Raw genomic sequence first — 22,028 nt, 5'->3', positions numbered from 1 at the left:
CAGAGTGTCTCAACCGTTCGAAAACGGACAACTCACAATGTTACGCCTGACAGACCGCACCTAATTGTTCTATCTGTCAGAGCGAAAAACAATCCAAGGGCCATGAGGGATATCGTTAGAGCAAATCACTCAAATACATAAGTCCGTAACGAGATCAGAATAAGCGAGACTATCGCAATCGAAGAAGAAAACGCTTGTGGACCGGCTCAATCACTTTCCACACGCCTTTGAAATTGGCCTCGACTGCGAATGCATCACCGCCCTTTACCACGACAGTCTCACCAGAATCTGGCGTTATTTCGATCTTTCCCTCAAGCATCACGACATATTCGTAGTATTGATACTCAGCACGGAGAGTACCGGGTGTACATCTCCAGGTGCCTTCAACCAAAGCACAGTCTTCAGACTGGTGCTCAAACCAGGTCCACATTACCGGATCACCTTCCAGAACCTCCCAGCCATCAGAAATCGGGGTAATCGGCTCACCCACTTCGGGCGTCATGACGTGGATACTCATATTTCATCTCCATCCAATCGACGAAATAAAACGATAGTCATTGCTATCCATTTAGTCAATGCCACAGCTTGGAGCATGCATCAACTTCCTCGCCTTGGAACAATTTACATGCACGGCGATGGTCGAGGCCAAGGCGAGAAAAGGCATTTCCCTCTAAGATGTCTCGCAGGTCTGTGCTGTAGACATCAGGACTGTACAAAATCGACAAAATAGTCATAACTACTTTTCCTGATGCCGTATTCTTCGGGCCTTTTCAGATCGAGGACCGGAAAATCTGTGGGAGGAACAAATAAATGTCAGACGAAGTGATCGCTGGTAAATCGCACATTCTGGACATAGAGACGCTGCCAACATTGGGCGATTATGGCTATGATGGTGGCCGTATAGCATTTCGTCAGTTCTGCGAGAAAATTTTCAAGACTGACAGCCCGCGCTTTCTTCGCACGAAAGACGGGGCACTTGTTATCTTCCGTCAGTCTGATCTGCGCGCTATGGCAGCCATGCCTCAGCTTTCGGCGCTAGCTCCGAACCAATTGTTTCCCGGCCTTCTTGAGGATAGACTATCCGACGAAAAACCCGTCGGCTCCTCAATTGCCAATCTCATAAAGAACCAGCTGTTCAGCACAAATCCGCCTTTGAATCCCGTCTTGCGCCGGATTCTTTTGAAACAGATTGGCCCGAAACCCACAGGCGCAAAACAAGACGATGTTAAAGCCATCGCGGTGGATATTCTCAACAATCTGCCACAGGGGGAAAGCGTAGACTTTGTAGAGAAGATCGCCGAGCCCCTGATCGGTCGCTTCTGGGGGTACCAGCTTGGCATGACAGACGAAGAGGCACTTGAAGCTGCAGTCCATGCCCGGAACATGACACCAATGCTCTTTCTTCAACACGATCCTGAATCGTTTTACGAAGCAGATAATGCTGCAGAAAATTACCGCACAATTGTTGAGACTGCGAGCATGCGGTCCTTGCAAAGCGGCGGCTGCCCATTCGTCGAACATGTGGCAATGGAGCTGAAAGACATAGATATTGCGGATGACCTCGACTATACGGGCCACGTTCCAAAGTCCGCAGGCGCATTTCTTGCCGGCAACCTATTCGACGGCTTCCATACTGCAGCCCTTGCGGTCACCAATACCGTCCGGACCCTTCTCGAACATCCCGATATGCTGACTGAATTACAGGAGGCCACACCTGAAAAGAGAGCAGCCATCGTGGCAGAGTGCCTGCGCGTTGAACCGCCTGTGATTCATCTCAGCCGGTATGCCAGCGCCGATATTGAGTATGGCGGTTACACAATTCCCAAGGGCACGCATGTTTTGATGATGTGGGGAGTAGCCAATCGCGACCCAGGTGCCTTTCCTGAACCAGATCACTTTGATCCGAACCGCTCTCAGCAAGGCTCCACGACATTTGGAGGCGGTGCACATATCTGTCCAGGACGATTTGTGGCCAGCCTGGTCGCAAAATGCCTACTCGATGCGATCACCGAATGCCGGATAAATATTCGGCCCGCAGGAGACATGAATGAATGGATCGGAAATCATGCTATGTGCCAACTGAGGCATCTGCCAGTGATCCTGGAGCGGCGGGAGAGTTGATGCCCTGTCCCTTCAGATAAAAACTTCCAGCTTTTATCTGTCTAGCTGTGCGTAGTATGTCACCATCATTCGGGCCAGATCGACGCAGATACGATGCCCATCACGCGACGGCTCCTCGAGTATCATTTCCATTCCACTATACGTTAATTCCGTCGTCAGGCATGCCGCTTCAAGCAATCGCTCACGGGATCCGGTGTAACCAGCATCCACCATTGCATCCGCCATACGCTCGGCAACCATATCTCTTGAAGCGATGCGTACCTCACGCAGCAGCGGGATGGCTCGCATGGCACGCAGCACGAAAATATTTCCGGGGAACTGTCGGGTAATGTCGTTCACGCGTTCCTGCAGGCGGACATTGCTTGCAACTGCGGCATCGAAATTATTGGTCAAAAGCCCACCTTCGTCGATCCATGAAAGCACGGCTTCGTCCTGTAACGCCATCAATCGATCACCTAGCTCGCGAAGAATAGCATATTTGTTGGGGAAATAACGATACAGTGCTGGCGGCGTTAGCCCTGCGCGCCGACATACCAGATTGGTCGACAGACGTTCCAAGCCGACTTCGTCGAGCAAATTGCCAGTGGTTTCCAGAATAAGTTCATACGTATCCTGCGCGCGCATTTGCTGCGGCTGTTGTTTGGCTGTCGTGGAGACTTTTTTTCGCTTTTCGACCGCCTTCCGCGAGGGCATCTTTTTCTGCGAGCTCATTATTTGTTGGTCTCCGTACTGTGCCCATCTCAGCGCATTCATTGCCCATAAAGCACTCAGATTAAAGAAACATCATAAAACGGTAATAAAAACTATTGAAAAAGCGCTAGTGATCGCTATCCATTTGTTCCGATAGGGATGGAACGAAAGGATTGAGCCATGAGAAACCTCTTGATCGGAACGGGCGCTGTCGCGCTTTTGTGGAGCTCTACAGCCACAGCACAGACAGAGCCTGAAGCGCAAGAAGACGCGACAGCACGCTTGGAAAGCATTGTTGTGACCGCGCAGAAGCGCGCAGAAAATGTCCAGGACGTACCGATCGCCATCACGGCCCTTTCCTCTTCGACTCTCGAAAAACAACGCGTTGAGAACATCACTTCACTCGACAACCTCGTTCCTGGCCTGCGTATTGCCTCTGCCGACGCCGCCGCAAACCCGAAGATATTCATCCGTGGGGCTGGCCTGAACGACTTCAACCCAACCTCATCCAGCGGTGTTGGCCTGTATGCCGATGGCGTCTATATCGGATCACCACTTGCTCAGTACTCGGCCTTCTACGATCTTGATCGTGTTGAAGTCCTCCGCGGGCCGCAAGGTACGCTCTACGGCCGCAACACGACCGGCGGCGCAATCAACGTTATTGCTAAACGCCCGACTTTCTCCCCTGAAGGTTATGCTTCGGTTGAATATGGTAGCTTTGACGCTCTGGACGCTACATTCGGCTTCGGTGGCCCGATCGTGAGTGACAAGCTAGCCTTCCGTGTTGCTGGCCAGTATTCAGAAGACGAGGGATTTTCCACAAATACCGTCACCGGCAACAAGGTAAACAATGCAGAGCGCTACGCCATGCGCGGCACGCTTCTGTACACGCCGGACGAAAAGACTGACGTACTGTTGACGCTCAACACGTTCACAAACCTAGGCGGCGCTGTACAGCCGAAATCGCGTCAGCTCTTCCCGGCCGACCCGTCCGCCGCAGGACCTGACGGCGTATGCGCTCCAGCCTATTACCGCAGCGGTCTCTGCACAGATGCCCTCGGCTATGCGGACACCAACGCCGATCCGTACAAGGTGACTTCCAATGTCGAAGGCAAGGACAAAATCTCTCTCTGGAGCGCCGCTCTTACGGTTGATCGCGAGATCGGCGATGTAACGCTGACATCCATCACGGCCTATCAGGATGTTGAACGCAACGCGCACGAGAATACAGACTCCAGCCCGCTGGAAATGCTCGAGGCTTACTACATCAACGGGCAGAAGCAATTCTCGCAAGAGCTGCGCCTGGCTTCCCAGGGTGAAAAGCTGAAATGGGTCGTCGGCGCATATTATATGAACGACGAAACGACCAGCGAAAGCGCCTACGACATTTTGCGTGCCTTGCGCCCGCTTTTTGCTTCGCCAACGAACCCGACAGGCGCAAGCCCGGAAAACTCAGTCATCTTCCTGAGCTATCCATATACTCAGGAAACAGATTCCTACGCGATCTTCGGTCAAGCGGATTATGAGATCGCGCCACGCCTTTTCCTGTCGGCAGGTCTTCGCTGGTCTGCAGACGAAAAGTCTATGGACTATTCCTCGACGGCCGAGCAGGCGGTGACGCTGTTCACCTATCAGGCAGACAAGACCTTCAGCGACTGGTCCGGCAAGCTTGGCCTGAAATACGACCTGACTGATACGACAAATGTGTTCGCTAGCTATAGCCGTGGCTACAAATCCGGCGGTTTCTTCGGCGGCAATGCGGACAGCCCGGAGCAGATCGATCCATACAATAACGAAACAGTCGATGCCTTCGAAATCGGTTCCAAAAGCGACCTGCTCGACAACCGCCTGCGGATGAACCTGTCTGGTTTCTACTACGACTACCAAGACATTCAGGCTTATTCGACGGTAGAACGTGGCGGTCTTACTGTTCAGGTGCTCGATAATGCTGCATCGGCTGAAATGTATGGTGCAGAAGCCGAATTCGTAGCTCGCCCAACAGCAAATCTCGACCTGTCCTGGGGCTTTGCCTGGCTGCATGCCGAATATGGCGACTACAAATCCCTGGGAGACGACTATTCCGGCAACAAGATGCCGCAATCACCAGAGTTCAGCATGACAGGTCGTGCCGCTTACACGGTCAATCTCGACTCTGGCGTACAGATTACGCCGAGCGTAGATATGTCGTACCGGTCGAAAGTCTATTTCGACAGCACCAACCGGGAGCGCCTGTCCGATCCGGAGCTTTGGCTCGTGGGAGCGGAACTCGCAATCCTGTCACCTAATGGGCATATCGAAGGCGGCCTGTGGGGCCGTAACCTGACAGATGAGGCTTACCTGACATCGGCCAACCCGGTCGATAGCCTCGGCGTGGACCTGCTCACTTATTCGCGTCCGCGCAGCGTGGGTGTTTTCCTCCGCTACCGGTACTAATCCGATGGCGATCCTGTCTGCAGGTCCAGGCGCGTCAGATTCCTCTGACGCAGCCTCCGGTCCTCGAAAACTGGACCGCTCCGCTTGGTCATGGGCAACCTACCAAGCGGGGCGGGACCCCTATATCGGCCTAGTAAACGGCTTTTTATTCGCGCCCTACTTCGCCACTACAGTGGTCGGAGATGGCGTGAAGGGCCAGGCCATGATCGCCCAAATGGGCATGATCTCCGGACTGACTGTTGCCTTCATTGCCCCAGTGCTGGGCTCCACAGTCGATACACTCGGGCCCCGCAAGCCATGGTTGGCACTTATCACGATGGCCCTCCTTCCGCTGATGATGAGTCTCTGGTTTGCAGCCCCCGGCGGCACGGTGCTGTCGCCTTGGGTCGTCGTCGGTATCTTTGGGGTGATCTCCGTACTTCTCTCGTGCGGAGAGGTTTTGTTTTCTTCCATGCTCACATCGGCCGCAAAACCTCGGATGCAGCCGATGGCGTCTGGCCTCGCCCTCTCACTCGGCAACGTCACCTCGATTGCCCTACTCCTGTTCATCCTGTTTGCGCTCATGTTGCCGGACAAGCCTATGTTCGGCCTGTCGAAGGAAGCCTACGAGCCGGACCGGATCGTACCCGTCCTCGTCGCGTTGAACTTTGCGATCTGCGCCATCCCTTTATTCCTTTTCAGCAAAGATGCGCGCCGTACCGGCGGCAAGGCAAATGCGTCTTCGGTGAAAGCAGGCGTTGGTGCACTTTTCTCACTGATATGGAACTGGAAGAAGAACTCAGACGCGATGATCTACCTCTTGGCCCGTACGCTGGCACAGGATGCGGGCGGCGTATTGTTGATCCTGTGCGGCGTCTATGCTGCCGGCGTAATGGGATGGAACGGTACACAGATGTTGGTCTATGGACTACTTGGCTGTGTGGCGGGTCTCATCGGCGGCGTACTGGCTGGCTGGCTGGACGAAACATTCGGACCGAAGGCAGCCTTCCAGATCGAGATTGCCGGATCCGTTATCGGCTTGATCGGCATTATCGGCGCCTCTCCGGTCAAGATCCTATTTATGCCGGTGGCGGATCCGCTGCCAGTGTGGAACGGCCCTATGTTCACGACGTTGCCCGAACTTGTATTCGTGTTCTTTGGCTTCATGGGTTTCGTCTTCCAGATAGCGGCCTGGTCCTCCAGCCGCACGCTGCTGACCCGTCTCGCACCAGCTTCGCAGATGGGCGCCTTCTTTGGTCTAGCTGCACTGGCTGGCAATTCCACAAGTTGGCTTGGCCCGATGTTCGTCGGCATCTTCACCAGCATCTTTCATTCGCAACAGGCTGGCTTCATCCCCGTGACCATCCTGTTCGCAGCCGGGTTCCTTCTTCTCTTCTTCGTGAAGGGCGGCGGTGTTCCCGAAAAGACCTGAAGTTTCCTCCCAGACTTTTCAGGCAATTGAGTAAGGCGCGGGAAAACTTCCCGCGCCTTTTTTCTTTTCCAGTGGGTCGAATGTAATTTTATCCGACGACTGAAGACGTCACATATTTCGACTTCGTCACGCCAAACCGGTCCATAACGTTGCGGGTGATCGTCTCAATGAACGGATCATTCGCGGCGAGACCATGTGCCCATTCGGTGGTGCCGGTATTGAACACCTCGCCCTTGCCACGCTGGAAACTTGCCAGCATTGCGTGGCCACGCAACAGGCGTTGCTGCATCGCCGGAGAACTGTCGCCATAAATCGCGTCGGCAATCACATCCAGTTTTTCCGGGGGGATCATCGGCGCATAACCACTATCCGGATCTTCGCCCAGCGTTACCGGCGCGAAACCGATAATCTCGAGATTGGAAGGAACGCCCCCCACGGTCAGCGCCTTCGGCAGGCCGTCATCTCCAAATTCGAAAAGACAGCCATCGCTTTCATAGCCGATCAATGGCACATCCGCGCCAAGCTGGTCACCATAGAACAGGTCTGTTCCTTCCAGAGCCCAGTGTTTGTCATTGTAGATCGTGAAGCCCGAAGAACCGCGCGACACGCACATGCCAAGACGATGATATCCACCGAAATTGAAGCTGAGGCCGGTAAGCTCTGCTTCCGGAGCCTTGAAGGCAGGATGAGACCAAAGATGTGTTGCCTCTTCTGGCGCAACGTCTTCTGACGTGAAGCCCTTCCATTTATGGCAAACATAGGTTTTGCCGTCATTTTCCCAGCGGACTTTCCAGAAGCAGGTATTGCCGGACAAGATCGCGGCATAGCCGCCATTATCGACAAACCGCTCTACTTGCGCTCGCTCATTGCCGGACCAATACTCAGAGTGACCAACAAAAAAGGCAGATGTATAGGCCGAAAGCAAGTCCGGCTCCGTGTCCAGATCATAATCGGTGACATAGTCGAACATATAGCCTTCGGACTCGGTCCAGGCAGCAAAGGCGTGTTCCCATTTGTTCAGAAAGCCTGCTGAGCCATCATAAGGCGAGATATGATGCTTGCGCATCCATTCCGGATTTGCTGCCCAAGGTTTCTCCTGGAACTCACGCTTGCGCATATTGATCAGGCGTGGTGCGCCTTCCGGCGCGCCGATGATCATCTGCGTAAAGGGCCGCTGGGTGGACAGTACACCAATCGCCTGATCCATCGCCTCGTCGAACGGCACCTTGCCGGTCATAAGGCCAGTGACATTGGAATACGCGTTCGCGCCACCCCACCAATTGTAGGAATGATAAGTGTTCGTTGCCAGAACCAGAACCGCTTTCGACCCCGTTGTACCGGCAGCTGGCTTTACACATACAAAATGGCGCGTTTCATGCCCCGATGCATCGGTCAGCAAAATATCATAATAGCCGCTACGCCAATCTTCACCAACGGTGACTTCGAGCGCGGCAGGCCAGTCACAGCCTTCCCGGTCAGCATTTGGCGGCACAGGATAATTACCTGCGGCAATGTCCTCTAGCATCATGACCACATCGCGTTCCACACCAACGCGCGCGATCTCCAAACGGCAGGGACTGTGCTCGACACTGATATGAAGGGCGAAGGATTCACCCGGGCGAAGGCTCAGGCGGTCTGTATAACATGCCAGCATGTAGGGCTCCGATCTAACAACAACACCTCAATGGTAGCGATGATTACCGTATTCGCAAGCGCGATGAGGCCGCACCTATTGTGTCAATCTTTCTTCTTCTGACCGTAGGAGCGGAACCGGTCAGCGATGCGCGCCATTTCATCATCTGCCAACAGGCTTGGCCCACCAATGGCGAGCGTTCCCCAATAGATCGCGGCCTGTTCTTCAACCTCTTCGGCAATCAACAAGGCCGCCTTCAGATTTGGCGCGGCGACGATCTGGCCATGATTGGCCATAAGCGTAGCGAACTGCCCCGACAGTGCCTCACAAACAGCCTCTGCAAGTTCGGCCGAGCCGAATGTCGCATAAGGCGCTACTGGCACAGAAGGCCCACCGCTAACGGCGACCATATAATGCAAAGCCGGGATGGGCAGGTTGGCGCAGGCTAGCGTTGTGGCATAGCGTGAGTGACAATGCACAACCGCATTCGCATCCGCACGTAGCTGCAACAGTTTCAGGTGCATCAGCCATTCGCTTGAAGGCTTCATGCCTGCAGGGTCGTAACTGCCATCAGCCGCGAGTTTCACTATGTGCTCCGGCTTAAGAGCGGAAGGCGGAATGCCTGTTGGCGTGACAAGCGCGCCATCGCCAAGTCGTGCAGAGACATTTCCTGATGTGCCACGATTAAGACCACGCGCGTCCATGGCGGCCATGACCTCAACGACCTGCTGACGCAGTATTGCTTCCTGCTCGTCCATTATTCGACGACCTCTGCGACTGGCATGGTTTGGATGGCTGCCTCCACCTGTTCATAACTGTCGAGCTTACCATAGGTCGCAAGCCCTTGAGCAACCATGGCGGCGGTAGCAGCGGCAAATTTCAGCGCATCGGCATCGCTCATGCCCCGCAAATGCGCCGCGATGAAACCAGCACAAAATGAGTCTCCACACGTCGTTGTGTCAACGACATCAATCTTGAACGCAGCCAGGCGCCCACGCAACGGACCGGCGGCCATGACAGCCCCACGTCCACCATCCTTGATGACGCAATTCTTCGCACCCATCGCAACAAAGGTATCCGCGGCAGCCTGCAAATCGTCTTCCCCGGTCAACATACGGGCTTCATCAGCGCTCGGCAGAAACCAGTCGACATATGGCAAGAGACGGGAAAGCTCTTCCTTCGCATCAGGACGCGGAGCAATCAAATCGCAGATAATTTCTGCACCACCAGCCTTCGCCGCTTTCAAAAGCGACTCTCCTGGTCCGCCATCCAGGGTTGGCGCGCCAATGCCGCCATAATGAATGCATCGCACCAAAGCAGCCGCCTGCAATAATTCATCCGTTAGTGGGGGCACAGACCCAGCGCCCGGCGCATGAAGCGTAGGCCGTCGCCCGTCACTATCAATCGGCAGAATTGTGGTGGAAGTCGGATATCCATCCAACGTGTTCAGCAAGCTGGTATCTACCCCCCCATCTTCAAGAGCAAATCGGACGAACTTTCCTGTAAGGTCACTACCTATGGCACCAGCAACGCCAGTACGGACTCCAAGACGGGCTGCGACGCAGGCTGCACCTCCCGCTGTTCCCGCCGGAGCGCAAGCGATCTGCTCGATAAGGCGCCCTTCCTCATTCGGCGGAATTTCCGTGATTGGCCGCCCTACAACATCTAAAGTTGTCAGGCCGACGCACAGAAGGTCAAGTTTCATCCGGTTTTCTCCCAAATCTATCTTGCGAACATAACCATCTTCAGTATGATAGTCAAAACTATCTTATTTAGACGCGCAATGAGGATAACATGTGGACAAACTCTGAAGACAAGTCGCTTCGCCAACGCGCAGAGGCTGTAATCCCCGGCGGCATGTACGGTCACCAATCGGTTCGGCTTTTACCAGATGATTATCCGCAATTCTTCGAGCGCGCCTCCGGCGCTTATCTGTGGGACGCCGATGACAACAAATACATCGACTATATGTGCGGATATGGCCCGAACCTTTTCGGCTATGGGCACGAAGGTATTGATGCCGCATACATTGCGCAGTTGAAGAAAGGCGACACCATGACCGGGCCTTCAGGCCTGATGGTTGAACTCGCCGAACAGATGACCTCCATGGTATCACATGCGGACTGGGTCATGTTCTGTAAGAATGGAACAGACGCGACGACCATGGCAATGATGATCGCACGCAATTTTACCCAGAAGAAAACTATTGTGCTTGCCAAGGGCGCCTATCATGGAGCCGCGCCATGGTGCACTCCGCTGAAGAACGGCACCACACCGAATGACCGAGCCAACCAGATTTTCTACACCTATAATGACGTCGAGAGCCTTGAGGCTGCTGTGAAAGAAGCCGGTGATGACCTTGCCGCCATCTTTGCTGCACCAATCAAGCACGACACATTCATCGACCAGGAAGATCCAACGCCGGAATATGCACGCCGCGCTCGCGAGCTGTGTGACGAAAACGATGCGTTGCTGATCGTGGACGATGTCCGCGCCGGCTTCAGACTCGCCCGCGACTGCAGCTGGTCTCGCGTTGGTGTGAAGCCTGACCTTTCCAGCTGGGGCAAGGCAATTGCCAACGGCCACCCGATTTCAGCTCTGCTTGGCGCGGAAAAGGCCCGCAACGCAGCCGCAACAATCTATGCAACCGGGTCGTACTGGTTCTCTGCAGCTCCCATGGCCGCAGCTATCGAGACAATGAAATTGATCCGGGATACGGATTATCTCGAACACACGCAAACTCTTGGCCAACGCCTTCGCACGGGTCTTGATGAAGCTGCGAACCGCCACGGCTTCGCCCTACGCCAGACTGGCCCGGCCGAACTGCCGCTGATCATGTTCGAAGAAGATCCAGGCTATTCCAAAGGCTATGCATGGAATGAAGCGCTTATGAAGCGCGGCGTCTACTTCCATCCCTGGCACAACATGTTTATCTGCGCAGCCATGACCGAAGCCGACATCGACCACACGCTAGAAGTGGCAGATCAGGCATTCAAGACGGTGCGCGATGCGGGAACGCTTCCACCGGTCGAAAAGCTTGCCATTCTGAGTATGCTATCGGATGAACACTGAGGCCGCCTGTCCGGCGCCTCACTTCCCTGCCAGTCCCTCGCCCCGACCCTCCGCTTGCGGAGATGAAGCTGGGCAACTGACCCTTGATCTTGGTGCAGTCGCGGCGAACTGGCGGAAGATATCGGCGCTTCATCCAAAGGCACGGACAGGAGCCGTATTGAAGGCGGATGCCTATGGCCTTGGCGCAGCACGAATTGGACCGGTGCTGGCTGGGCTCGGTTGTCGGGACTTCTTTTTTGCACACCTGGCAGAAGCGCTTGCGCTGAAGCAATTGCTGCCATTGGATTGCCGACTGTTCGTGCTAAACGGGCTTGCGCCTGGCTATGAAGCAGTCTGCGCCAACGAAGGTATCTTCCCTGTGCTGAGCACCCCCGAACAAGCCCTCGCCTGGGCAGCCTTGGCGCGCCAGATGGGAAGAATACTCCCAGCCGCTCTTCAGGTAGATACCGGCATGTCGCGACTGGGTCTCAGCGAGGCGGAACTGGACGATATCCTGACCAGTCCGGATTATAGCGGATCTGTGGCGCATCAGCTGTTGATGACGCACATGGCCTGCGCAGACGATCCGCAAGCCCCCGCGAATGCCAGCCAGATCGAATGCTTCCACCGGTTTGCTTCCCGCTTACCTGAGGTTCCCAGCTCGCTTGCAAATTCTGCGGCAGTGCTAAGTCTGCCGAAAGCTGCAGGACATGTCCTGCGGCCGGGCCTTGCACTCTATGGCATCGCTCCTGGCGGATATATGGGGGCAGACCTTGAGCCTGCGATATCCTTGGAAGCACGGGTCATTCAAATTCGTCAGATCGAAGCTGGCACGGGAGTCGGCTATGGGCTTGACTATATCGCGCCAGGCCCACGGCGGATCGCAACGATTTCCGCCGGCTATGCCGATGGCTGGCCGCGAGCTCTTAGCGGTAGAGGCGCCGCCGTCTGGTTCCGCGATCACCGCCTGCCGCTTGTCGGGAGGGTGTCCATGGATAGCTGTACCGTCGATATCACAGATATAGCCGAGAGCCAGATCAGGCCTGGCGACACAGTTGAACTCATCGGCCAGCATCAGACAGTCACCAGCCTTGCGCAAATCTTGGCAACGACACCTCACGAAGTCCTGACGATGCTCGGAAACCGTTTTGCCCGGACCTATATAGATCAGCCGCCTATGGGCGCAAAGGAGACACCCAAATGAAAGTCGTCGTAATCGGTGGCGGCGTGGTGGGCATTACCACAGCTTATTATGCAGCGCGCGACGGCCACGAAGTGACCGTTTTTGATCGCATGTCCGGCCCAGCGCGGGAAACAAGCTTTGCCAATGCAGGCGAGATATCTCCGGGATACGCAACCCCATGGGCATCTCCCGACGTGCCAGCAAAAGCGCTAAAATGGCTTTTCATGGAACACGCTCCGCTGATCCTGCGCCTGCAGAGTATTGATCCTGCCATGGTGGCGTGGGGGCTCGCCATGCTGCGCAACTGCACGCCTGAACGCTACGCCGCAAACAAGGCGAAGATGGTACGCCTAGCCACTTATAGCCGTGACATGCTTCGCGCGCTTAGAACCGAGGAAGGCATAGAGTACGATCAGCGCTCACAAGGCACGCTGCAGATCTTCCGCACACAGAAACAGTATGAGACTGCTGCCCGCGATATGGAAGTGCTCCAAGCCAGTGGTATAGATTTTGAATTACTGGACAGGGAGGGCTGTTGCCGGGCAGAGCCAGGCCTTGCCAATGCCGCCGAGCTCGTCAGCGGAGGCCTGCGCCTGCCTGGCGATGAGACGGGGGACTGTTTCAAATTTACAGACGCTCTGACCAAGATCGCCAAGGCACGTGGGGTCAGCTTTCATTGGAATACTGAGGTTGATGCTCTGAGCGAAGATAAAGGTGTGGTCAGCGCGCAAATCGGTTCTCAAACAATCAAAGCGGATGCGTTTGTCCTCGCCGGTGGCAGCTGGTCGCCTCGGCTGGCGCACCAAGTCGGCATTCGGCTGCCGATCTATCCCGTTAAAGGATATTCCATCACGCTACCGATCATCGACGAGATTAATGCGCCCCAGTCAACTCTTCTGGACGAAACATTCAAAGTCGCAACGACACGCCTCGGAAATCGCGTGCGCGTTGGTGGCATGGCCGAGCTTGCAGGTTTCGACCGAAGCCTTAACCCGAAACGACAGCGCACGCTTGAGCGCTCAGTCTTCAGCCTCTTCCCCAGCTTAGCTGAAACACAGGAACGCAATTTCTGGTGCGGACACCGCCCTATGACGCCCGATAGCGTACCATTTGTGTGCCACTCCAAGCATCGGAATCTCTGGCTGAACACGGGACATGGTACGCTCGGCTGGACTATGGCGTGCGGATCGGCACGGATGATTGCCGACAAAATTTCAGGACGCCAGCCTGAAACGAATATCACTTAGGCATTTTTGCCGTTCGCGCTCATTTTGTTCGGAAAGAGGAATACGATTAGCCAAGCCGGGCAACAAACCAGTTGAGTCAGCTTTCGCGATTGGTTGCTGCTGAATTTCAAGGCAGCTGACCTGCCACACGCTTATTTCTGTTCGAGCCTTTGTCAATCTTCGTGGTCAAGGTCTCCTTGATTGACAAATCGGGAACTACTCATAAGGTAGCTACCACTACCATTATAAGGAGGCTAAAATGACTTCGATCAAACCACGTGATTTAAGATTTCAGCTGGGTGAATCTCTCGCGGCCGAATGGAATGATGACGATTGGTTCAGCACGGCTTTCTTCAACTCAATGTCGATCCTTTTCCCGTATGGAGAAAAGTCCTTTATTGACAGTGTACGCACAAATGAAAAACACATAAACGATGATAAACTGCGCGAAGCTGTTCGCGGTTTTATGGCTCAGGAATATGTTCACCGTCGTGAGCATCAACGTTTCAACGAATTGCTTTGCGATCTAAAAGGGTATGACCTGGATTATCTCGAGGGCGCGATTCGTGGCGACGCTAAGACACTGAAGGATATGGACCCCTTGTTCTGGCTGGCGACAACTGTTGCGTATGAACACCTGACTGCGACGATTGCAGGGCAATTGCTGAAACAGGACGGCTGGATCAAAAATGCAAATCCCGATATCGCACAAGTCTGGCGCTGGCATGCCGTGGAAGAGATTGAGCACAAATCAGTGGCGTTCGATGTCTATAAGGCGGCCGGCGGCACACACAGCATGCTTCGGAAAGCCATGGTACTTATGAGCTGGGAGTTTCTTGTCCGGTATCAATTGCGCAGTGTATTGCATATGTATCGGCGTGACAAACCTCCATTCTGGCGCACGCTTGGTCAGGCCACTCGCTTTCTGTTCGCGCGTGGTGGATTCATTCGTGGAAATTGGTCTCACTATTGGAAATTCTTCCGCAAAGACTTCCACCCGGATGACATCGACGACACGATGGTTTTAGACCGTGCGATTAACCTATACGGGCTCGCGCATTAGAACCACGCCCAATTGGTCAGTATACGGTTTTGATCTACAGCTCACCCAAGAGGCAACCGAGCAGTTGTGATCGCCTCGCTCTTTGACGATCATCTCCGCTTGCCTTGCAGGTCAGACAATCATGCAAATGGCGCGCAGACTTATCACAGGCACCAATTCCGCATCTATGCGCGAAATTTATCACTGGGGCTGAGTTTGTTGCGCACGGCGGATACAGTGCACCGAATGCGTGGAGGAAATGCTGTGGGTACGGTCAGATCAACTTGATCTGACCCCACCGGCAAAAATGGTCCATTATTTGAATTAGTTTAGGCGTTAGATATGGAGCTAAACATCGGCGAGAGATCAACATCTGAAGAGATCATTGCGTACTCTGCCGCATAACCTCAGACCGCTGTTTACAGAGCTTGTACGCGAAGTAAGTACCGAATCTACCGTGTCCAGCCCCCAGCTTATGGGCCATTTTGCAATCGGGTTTCGGGCAAGAGCAGGCGCACGATACGAGCGCCACCCACAATCGATCTCAATCTTCCAGACGAACTCAAACTCCGCACCGCTTTTCATTGTTTCTGAATAAGTCGTAACGCAAATCCTGCGCCCAATAGCATAGGCTTGCATATCCGCCTTTTCGTTGGCAACGCAGCTCTATTTGCAGTAGCCGCAATCAGCAAGCCGAAGCGTGAATGAGCGCCCGTCATTGTGCATGCCTTCAAATTGAAGACTTTGAACTTTACCTTCATAGATGACTATGAGTATACGGCCGGACTTCAGATTGCGCCACCACTCCTCAATCCCAAACAAACCATAGACAGCTTTAATACCGAAGCCTGGCCGGACTTCATCTTGAGTCAAAGCCTGAGCCTCTGCAACCTGCTCTGGGTCACGTGCTAGCGCGATTGCAAGATCATAAATTATTTAAATGTGAGTTCTCTGCGCAGATTACGGCCGGATTATTTATCCAAACGTCTCAAGAACAGCATGAACTCGTCGGCTTGTTTTAGGGATTTCCATCTCGATCAGTCTCCGACGAAAATAACCGACTGCCCCATGCGCTCGCATTTCTCCAGTATTCCACGTAGCGCTAATGATACGTGGCCTTCTGTTAGGGCAAGGATGAGTGCCGGAAGCGCTATATCGACGACTAGGTCCCTATAAGGATCGATGAGCAGGCCGGTACGTTGCTGGAAGAGGCGAAACGACGGATAAAGATCGCCATAGATTTTGTCATCAATCTGAAACAAGAACTGTCCTATTCTCCCGTTTTCATACAAGTGAACATCAAGGGTCATATCCTTACCTCCACTCCCCAGCAGCACTCAAACTCGGCGCTCGAAACATGCCCGATCGGATGTTTGGTCAATCACATTCCAGCCAAGTTGATCCAGTGCACTCAGACAACCTGGCATAAATTTCAGTCCACAAACTTCAAGACGCTGCAGTGAATAGCTGATGGAGTCAATGTCATGGTGCTCCTCAATCATGTCCATAAGGATGAGGAACGACTTTCCATCCGAAACAGGCGACGCATTGAATAGCGTCGGGTTCCCAGGCACGGAATGGTTTTGCCACACAGATTGCACCGAAAGCATGTTGTGATCGGAATTGATAATCCACACCCACGCACTGCGGATATCATACAGAAGATTCCCAGCATAAGCTGGGTCAAAGATCAGCAGAATTCTGGTGTGCCGAGGCATGATCACTTCCCCTTCAGGATTCCCAATCCTCATCCGTGGTCGTCTCAAAAGTGGAAAGGCGACCCTGCCCTGCATTATTCACCAGAACGCTAGCCGCCCCCAACGCACGTTCCACATCTGACGCAAAAGCGTTGATGGCGTCAGGGTTCAGCACGTTGCATGGCGCAGCATAAATCTCCGCATATGGAAACTCTTCAATGAACTGGTCCCTAGCCGCCTTAACCTTATCTGCTGACCGGGAGCAAAACCCCAACTTTGCACCTTCAGCAAGCAGGAGCCGGGCAACTTCACGGCCAATACCGGAGGTCGCGCCTGTAACAACGACCGTTCGGCCAGAAAACCCCATATCCATTGATCAATACTCCCAGGAGTCACAAATACGCGCCACTAAATCGGCAAACGCCCGTGGCCGCTCAACATAGCTTGCATGCCCCGCCGGGGCGATAAGATCGAAAGGGGCTGCCAGACGTTCGGCTAGATCATGTGTCCCTGCTGGGGGAGTAACAATATCTTGCGCGCCGGATATGAAGTGAATGGGCCCATGCCAGTGCCGCAGATCCGCATAAAGATTGCCATGAGCTAGCATGTGCACCGCGCGGGCATACGCTGGCTCATGCAAAGCGCTCATGCCGCTCTGAACTATGCTCAGCGCCTCTGCAGAGGCAGACTCGGACAGAAGCCGCGCAGCGCGTTGCCGCGCATACTCTTCTGCCCCCAGATCATGAAACGCCACAACTCGCTCAAACACTTTGGCCTTCGCTTCCGATGACTTTTCAGCATACCCCAACGCAGGATCGGCCAGAATAAGCCCGGAGACTTGTTCAGGAGCAATTCGAACAAACGCCCCAGCCACCAAAGCCCCCAGCGAGTGACCAATCATAACACAGGGACCAAGACCCAATGCCACGACCAAATCACGCAAGCATTCAGCATAGTGCACCGCTTCCGGAACCGGCGTAGCGATTGGCCGCGACCCCTGATAGCCAGGCATATCCCAAGCTACCGCCCCGCGGCCGTCCGGCAGCGCTGAAAACATCTCACGCCAGCTATCTGAGCGAGATCCGATCCCGTGCAGACATATGACAGGCGCAGTTCCCCTCCTGCGAAGAAGAGACAGTCCATCAACTAAATGCCGCTCGATGCCATTCATGTAAGATCCCAACCAGGAAAACCTAGTCCCGCTTAACTTTGGACAGCGGGTGATCATCCGGGTACGTTGGGATTACGGGCTTAGGGTTACCGATCATGACACACATAAGCGCTTCTTCCTGACCGATATTTTCCAATCCGCGATAGATATTCTTCGGGACGGAGATCAGGTCTCTTTCATTGAGGATGGTTTGCACTACCTGATCGCCATCCTTCAGGGTCAGACGAATCTTTCCGCGCAACATAAAAAACACTTCCTCAGCATCAGTGTGCACATGCAAGGGCCCTTCACACCCCGCAGGAAGACACATAGTTGAAAAGGTGAAATGCTCAGCAGGCACAACGTTCTGGTCCGCAGTCACCCCTGTTGCACCCGTCCCCATGTAGCGGATCTGGGCCCTTCGGTATTTAGGGTCATAGTCAGCCTGAAACTTCAGGGCATTCCAGTCGTATGAACGGTTTTCGAAACGCGCCACACGCTCTTCCAAAACCTTGTTCAGATCAATCTTCGTCGTTGCGGATTCTGAAGTGGATGTGCTCATTTTGCTCTCCTTGCTAAAGACTTGGTCTGGTTATTGGCGCGAGCTTTTTCTTAAGAGATCGGCAGGCTCCGGAAATCGTGGCAACAGCAACAGAATAAACGCCGCAGCAAGACCAGCTACGGCACAGCCAAGCAGGACAGGCCCGTATCCGCCGGTCTGGTCACGCATAACACCGTACATGAAGGGGCCCGCAGCAGCGCCTAGAATGAAAATTGACAGCAGGCAGCCATAGATTGCCCCAAAGTGGCGTATGCCGAAATAACGGCTTGCCAAGTATCCCACGAGGTCACTTTCAGCACCGAATCCCAACCCCATGAGAATCACTGCGACTGTCAGAACCGGCCAATTCGACCCATTTATCACGCAGAATGCCGCCAGCGCGTACCCTATTGCAGCCAGCACAAAGAAAATAAATGTAACGCGGGGGGCGAAGAAACGGTCGAACAACCAACCAACCAACAGCCGCCCCCCAAGCGTGGCGAACCCGAAAACGGAGGCAACAGTCGCAATCGCCTCAGGACTGTACTGCAAGTCACGGCCAAGCGCGCGAAACTGCGGGACAATACCCGTCGCAATCACCGAAACCAGAAAAATCGAAGCCGCAAGACACCAGAAGGCGGGTGTAGAAGCAGCTTCCCTGAGTGTCAGACCAATATGCAGGCTACTCAGATCATCGCTACGACCTTCTCCCTCATCAAGGACCTTTACTTCATCAATAGCGACAGGGCGAGGATGCGCGACCAAGACATTGATCGCCAAGGGAAAGACAATGATCATTAGAGCCAAGAATATCGAAGCCCCTACCGCCCCATAGTGCTCGATCCCGAAGCCGACAAGAAGCGGAAGAAAAGTGTAGCCCAATCCGAGCCCGGAGGAGGCGACCCCCAGTGCAATGCCCCGGTTCTCGTCAAACCAGGTTGTCAGCAATTTATTATAGGTCAGGCTTTGGGCCCCAATAGTCGCAACCCCATAAAGGATCGCCACAGCGTAAAATTTGGTCAGGGTATCTGCCCATACACCCCAGCCAACCACACTGATGGCCAGCATGATCAGTGAGCTGAACAACAGGGCCCGCGCTCCGATCTTGTCGAGAAGGCGGCCCGCCAAGGGCGCAGCGATCACTGACCCGAGGTTCAGTAAGGTCAGGGAAAACATCACCTGTCCCATACCCCAGCCAAATTTCTCCCCCAAGGAGGGCGCAAGCGCGCCAACCAGAACCAGAGAGACAGGGCCCGGACTGAAGGCCAGACCTATGGCCGCGCCAAACAACACTTTCCAGCCATAATAACCGGAAGATCGCTCAGACTGACCTGGAGTCACGTTTGGAGTCATCATGCAATAAAATTTCGTATTTCAAAAATGAATTTTGAATACGAAACTTTTCTACATGTCAACCGCCACCTATAACTGTTTTGGCTGATAGCCGAGTGCAAGAGAAATATTTGCTGCCGTTTTTTCTACCTTGATCCGAATCTCAGATTCAAATGCGTCCTTCGAATAGGTTTCGATCGGGCATGTCGCGATAACCGAGGCCTCGATCACAGAGGCACGATTGAAAACCGGCGCAGCAATACTGGCAATGTTTGGTTCAAAATAACCCCAGCTTATCAGGCTGGATTTATACCTGTCCTTTTCGAGTTGGATGACCAACTCTCCCAAACTGGTTATGGTAGAATCCGTGTAGCGTCTGAATTCATAATTCTCATAAAGACCGACAATATCGCCAATCGGCATATGAGCCAGAATTGTGCGCCCGGAAACAGTCGCATGGGCTGGCAAACGTGTGCCAACTGTAATGCCGGATACGAGTCGCGTGTTACCACTGCAGCGCGCAATATAAACAATGTCCACACCTTCACGCACCACCAGGTGAGTAGAACAAGATGTCTCATCCCGCAGCTTTTCAAGTAAAGGCCGGGCGACATCGACCAGTTCGCGACCAGATAAAAAGGAATACCCCAACTCAAGGACTTTCGTCCCAAGGCGATATGACTTGCCGCTGCCGACCCTATCCAGGTAGCCAATCGCTTCCAACGTATAGACAAGCCTGAATGTTGTTGACCTGGACAGGCCGACATTCTTCGCCATCTGCGCCATTGTCTGTTCCTGGCGGTCGCGATTAAAACTCTCCAAAATGGAAAGTCCACGCATCAACCCTGGTACAAGGTACCGGTCATCCATCTCGGCCGTATTGCCACCAGCCTTTTCGATCATATCTTGTTTACTCATGCCTGCACCCTAAAACCGCAAGGCATGTTTTACAAGCAAATCGTTTAGTTTTGCAATTAAAACTTCGGCTATTTTTACGTAAGCCGCGCCCACGCTATGGGAGCGTCCCCCATACCGATATAAACACCCTTCTGCCTTTGGAAATTTCGGATGCCCTCACGTCCCTTTTCTGTTCCCATGCCTGACAGTTTCCAGCCGCCGAAGGGGGTTGAGATAGAAAATTGCTTATAAGTGTTCACCCAGACTGTGCCTGCCTCAACTTTGCGCGCCACACGCCAGGCCCGTCGCATGTCTTCCGTCCAGATTCCGCAAGCCAGGCCGTAAACACTGTCATTTGCCTGCGCGATAAGATCCTCTTCATTCTCAAAGGGCAGCACGGCCAGCACAGGCCCAAAAATCTCTTCCTTCAGGACACGGGAGTCAGCTGACAACCCTGCCAGAATAGTGGGCAGGTAGAACGCACCAGAAGACAAATCCCCTCCCGGAATCTCACCCCCACAGAGAATATCTGCGCCTTCACTTCGTGCAATCTCAACATATGCCGCCACGCTATCGCGATGACTGTGTGCAACCATTGATGAGACCTGAGTATCCGACGAATCCGGCCGCCCAACAATAAGTGCGCGGGTCGCAGAGACAAGCCGCTCCATGAATGCGTCCATGATGGAGCAGTGCACAAACAGGCGTGAACCAGCAATGCACGACTGCCCCGTAGAGGAGAAGATTCCGAACATGATGCCCGCTACCGCAAGGTCAATATCTGCATCCTCGAAAACAATTGTCGGAGACTTTCCGCCAAGCTCCAGTGATATGGGCATCAATTTTTCAGCTGCGGCACGAGCGATCGTATAGCCTGTATTTGTGCCTCCGGTGAAACTGACTTTGCCGACACCTGGATGCTCGACAATGGCCGCCCCGATATCGCGCCCTCTTCCCGGCAACACGGATAGTAAACCTTTGGGAACGCCCGCCTGCTCGCATATCCTCGCAAATAATAGTGACACAAGTGGCGTCCATTCTGCGGGTTTCAGCACCACAGCATTTCCCGCCGCTAAAGCCGGCGCTACCTTTTGGGCATCACTTGCAATTGGAGAGTTCCACGGGGTGATGGCGCCGACGATTCCAATGGGCTCATGGAGAGAAAAGGTGAGATAGTCCCCACGCGCCGGCGTCATACTGTCTTCCAGCGTCTCAAGTGCGGCAGCATAGAAGCGAAATGTATTGGCAGCGCTCGCAGCCAACGCACGCGTTTCATAAAGCGTCTTGCCAGTGTCTAACGTCTGCAGACGCGAAATATCATCCCCATGCCGATCAATCAGATGGCCTACGGCATGAAGGATTTTGGCGCGCTCATGCGCCTTCATATCAAGCCAGCCCGACTCAGTCTGAGCACGGCAGGCTGATGCGATCGCTTCTTCAACATCATCACGAGTGCAATGATGAACCGTCGCAACGCATGACCCATCCACGGGGTTAATGCTATCGACTGCCTCTCCGGCGCCGTTCCGCCAGACACCTCCTATGTAAGCACGTGTCTCGATAATATCCCTGATCACGATCTTTCCTTCCATGTAGCGGTTCAGCGACCGTGAGACATTTT

20 protein-coding genes are annotated in these 22,028 nt (G+C 54.0%); 7 read left to right on the top strand and 13 right to left on the bottom strand.

Annotation, left to right across the window (positions count from 1 at the left end; translation table 11 throughout):
• Window positions 1-169 precede the first annotated feature (169 nt).
• Window positions 170-517, bottom strand: a complete 348-nt coding sequence (locus HY2_RS11980) for a cupin domain-containing protein (protein WP_051594972.1) — start codon at window positions 515-517, stop codon at window positions 170-172.
• A 491-nt stretch (window positions 518-1,008) separates the two neighbouring features.
• Here HY2_RS11980 and HY2_RS11975 point away from each other — a divergent pair, with 491 nt between their 5' ends.
• On the top strand, window positions 1,009-2,121 hold the full coding sequence (locus HY2_RS11975) for a cytochrome P450 (RefSeq protein ID WP_158534025.1): 1,113 nt from the start codon (window positions 1,009-1,011) through the stop codon (window positions 2,119-2,121).
• Between the two features lie 33 nt (window positions 2,122-2,154).
• Here HY2_RS11975 and HY2_RS11970 read toward each other — a convergent pair whose 3' ends face one another.
• On the bottom strand, window positions 2,155-2,832 hold the full coding sequence (locus HY2_RS11970) for a TetR/AcrR family transcriptional regulator (RefSeq protein ID WP_206741026.1): 678 nt from the start codon (window positions 2,830-2,832) through the stop codon (window positions 2,155-2,157).
• A 159-nt stretch (window positions 2,833-2,991) separates the two neighbouring features.
• On the opposite strand from HY2_RS11970, the gene HY2_RS11965 reads away from it, so the two are divergent.
• Both HY2_RS11965 and HY2_RS11960 read left to right on the top strand, forming a co-directional pair.
• Window positions 2,992-5,244: a TonB-dependent receptor gene (locus tag HY2_RS11965; protein WP_034827936.1), complete on the top strand. Its 2,253-nt coding sequence runs from the start codon at window positions 2,992-2,994 to the stop codon at window positions 5,242-5,244.
• A gap of 4 nt (window positions 5,245-5,248) precedes the next feature.
• Window positions 5,249-6,655, top strand: a complete 1,407-nt coding sequence (locus HY2_RS11960; RefSeq protein ID WP_034827935.1) for an MFS transporter — start codon at window positions 5,249-5,251, stop codon at window positions 6,653-6,655.
• Between the two features lie 88 nt (window positions 6,656-6,743).
• On the opposite strand, the gene HY2_RS11955 is transcribed toward HY2_RS11960, so the two are convergent.
• From HY2_RS11955 to HY2_RS11945, 3 genes are all read right to left on the bottom strand, one after another.
• Complete coding sequence (locus HY2_RS11955) at window positions 6,744-8,309, bottom strand: N,N-dimethylformamidase beta subunit family domain-containing protein (protein ID WP_034827933.1); 1,566 nt, start codon at window positions 8,307-8,309, stop codon at window positions 6,744-6,746.
• 83 nt (window positions 8,310-8,392) lie between these two features.
• Window positions 8,393-9,046, bottom strand: coding sequence for a class II aldolase/adducin family protein (locus HY2_RS11950; RefSeq protein ID WP_034827931.1), 654 nt, complete (start codon window positions 9,044-9,046; stop codon window positions 8,393-8,395).
• Entirely contained in the window at window positions 9,046-9,993 is a 948-nt protein-coding gene (locus HY2_RS11945; RefSeq protein WP_034827929.1) for a carbohydrate kinase family protein, read from the bottom strand. Before HY2_RS11945 ends, HY2_RS11950 begins: the two co-directional genes overlap by 1 nt.
• An 89-nt stretch (window positions 9,994-10,082) precedes the next feature.
• On the opposite strand from HY2_RS11945, the gene HY2_RS11940 reads away from it, so the two are divergent.
• From HY2_RS11940 to HY2_RS11925, 4 genes are all read left to right on the top strand, one after another.
• Window positions 10,083-11,360 carry an aminotransferase class III-fold pyridoxal phosphate-dependent enzyme gene (locus tag HY2_RS11940; protein WP_034827927.1) on the top strand — a complete coding sequence of 426 codons (1,278 nt, stop codon included), beginning with the start codon at window positions 10,083-10,085 and terminating at the stop codon, window positions 11,358-11,360.
• Window positions 11,350-12,543, top strand: coding sequence for an alanine racemase (gene alr, locus HY2_RS11935; RefSeq protein WP_034827925.1), 1,194 nt, complete (start codon window positions 11,350-11,352; stop codon window positions 12,541-12,543). The genes HY2_RS11940 and alr overlap by 11 nt, the downstream gene beginning before the upstream one ends.
• Window positions 12,540-13,769: a D-amino acid dehydrogenase gene (locus tag HY2_RS11930; RefSeq protein ID WP_034827922.1), complete on the top strand. Its 1,230-nt coding sequence runs from the start codon at window positions 12,540-12,542 to the stop codon at window positions 13,767-13,769. The genes alr and HY2_RS11930 overlap by 4 nt, the downstream gene beginning before the upstream one ends.
• Window positions 13,770-14,007: 238 nt before the next feature.
• Window positions 14,008-14,811 carry a metal-dependent hydrolase gene (locus HY2_RS11925; protein ID WP_034827920.1) on the top strand — a complete coding sequence of 268 codons (804 nt, stop codon included), beginning with the start codon at window positions 14,008-14,010 and terminating at the stop codon, window positions 14,809-14,811.
• Window positions 14,812-15,827: 1,016 nt separating this feature from the next.
• On the opposite strand, the gene HY2_RS11915 is transcribed toward HY2_RS11925, so the two are convergent.
• The 8 genes from HY2_RS11915 to HY2_RS11880 all read right to left on the bottom strand — a co-directional run bounded on the left by HY2_RS11915 (window position 15,828) and on the right by HY2_RS11880 (window position 21,999).
• On the bottom strand, window positions 15,828-16,100 hold the full coding sequence (locus HY2_RS11915; protein ID WP_034827916.1) for a hypothetical protein: 273 nt from the start codon (window positions 16,098-16,100) through the stop codon (window positions 15,828-15,830).
• A 27-nt stretch (window positions 16,101-16,127) separates the two neighbouring features.
• Window positions 16,128-16,508: a hypothetical protein gene (locus HY2_RS11910; protein WP_146617205.1), complete on the bottom strand. Its 381-nt coding sequence runs from the start codon at window positions 16,506-16,508 to the stop codon at window positions 16,128-16,130.
• A gap of 13 nt (window positions 16,509-16,521) precedes the next feature.
• On the bottom strand, window positions 16,522-16,860 hold the full coding sequence (locus HY2_RS11905) for an SDR family NAD(P)-dependent oxidoreductase (RefSeq protein WP_081815042.1): 339 nt from the start codon (window positions 16,858-16,860) through the stop codon (window positions 16,522-16,524).
• Between the two features lie 3 nt (window positions 16,861-16,863).
• A complete protein-coding gene (locus tag HY2_RS11900; protein WP_064773913.1) occupies window positions 16,864-17,658 on the bottom strand; it encodes an alpha/beta fold hydrolase in 795 nt (264 codons plus the stop codon).
• A gap of 22 nt (window positions 17,659-17,680) precedes the next feature.
• Window positions 17,681-18,199: a cupin domain-containing protein gene (locus HY2_RS11895; protein ID WP_034827912.1), complete on the bottom strand. Its 519-nt coding sequence runs from the start codon at window positions 18,197-18,199 to the stop codon at window positions 17,681-17,683.
• A gap of 30 nt (window positions 18,200-18,229) precedes the next feature.
• The gene (locus tag HY2_RS11890; RefSeq protein WP_267895824.1) at window positions 18,230-19,531 is read right to left on the bottom strand and encodes an MFS transporter; all 1,302 of its coding nucleotides are present in this window, start codon (window positions 19,529-19,531) and stop codon (window positions 18,230-18,232) included.
• A gap of 69 nt (window positions 19,532-19,600) precedes the next feature.
• Window positions 19,601-20,428: an IclR family transcriptional regulator gene (locus HY2_RS11885; protein ID WP_064773912.1), complete on the bottom strand. Its 828-nt coding sequence runs from the start codon at window positions 20,426-20,428 to the stop codon at window positions 19,601-19,603.
• 74 nt (window positions 20,429-20,502) lie between these two features.
• Window positions 20,503-21,999, bottom strand: a complete 1,497-nt coding sequence (locus HY2_RS11880) for an aldehyde dehydrogenase (protein WP_051594973.1) — start codon at window positions 21,997-21,999, stop codon at window positions 20,503-20,505.
• Window positions 22,000-22,028 lie beyond the last annotated feature (29 nt).

It is taken from the genome of Hyphomonas pacifica (assembly GCF_000682675.1).
Taxonomy (GTDB): Bacteria; Pseudomonadota; Alphaproteobacteria; order Caulobacterales; family Hyphomonadaceae; genus Hyphomonas; species Hyphomonas pacifica.
The sequence above is the reverse complement of the archived record's forward strand: the minus strand, read 5'-3'. Positions and strand labels throughout refer to the sequence as shown.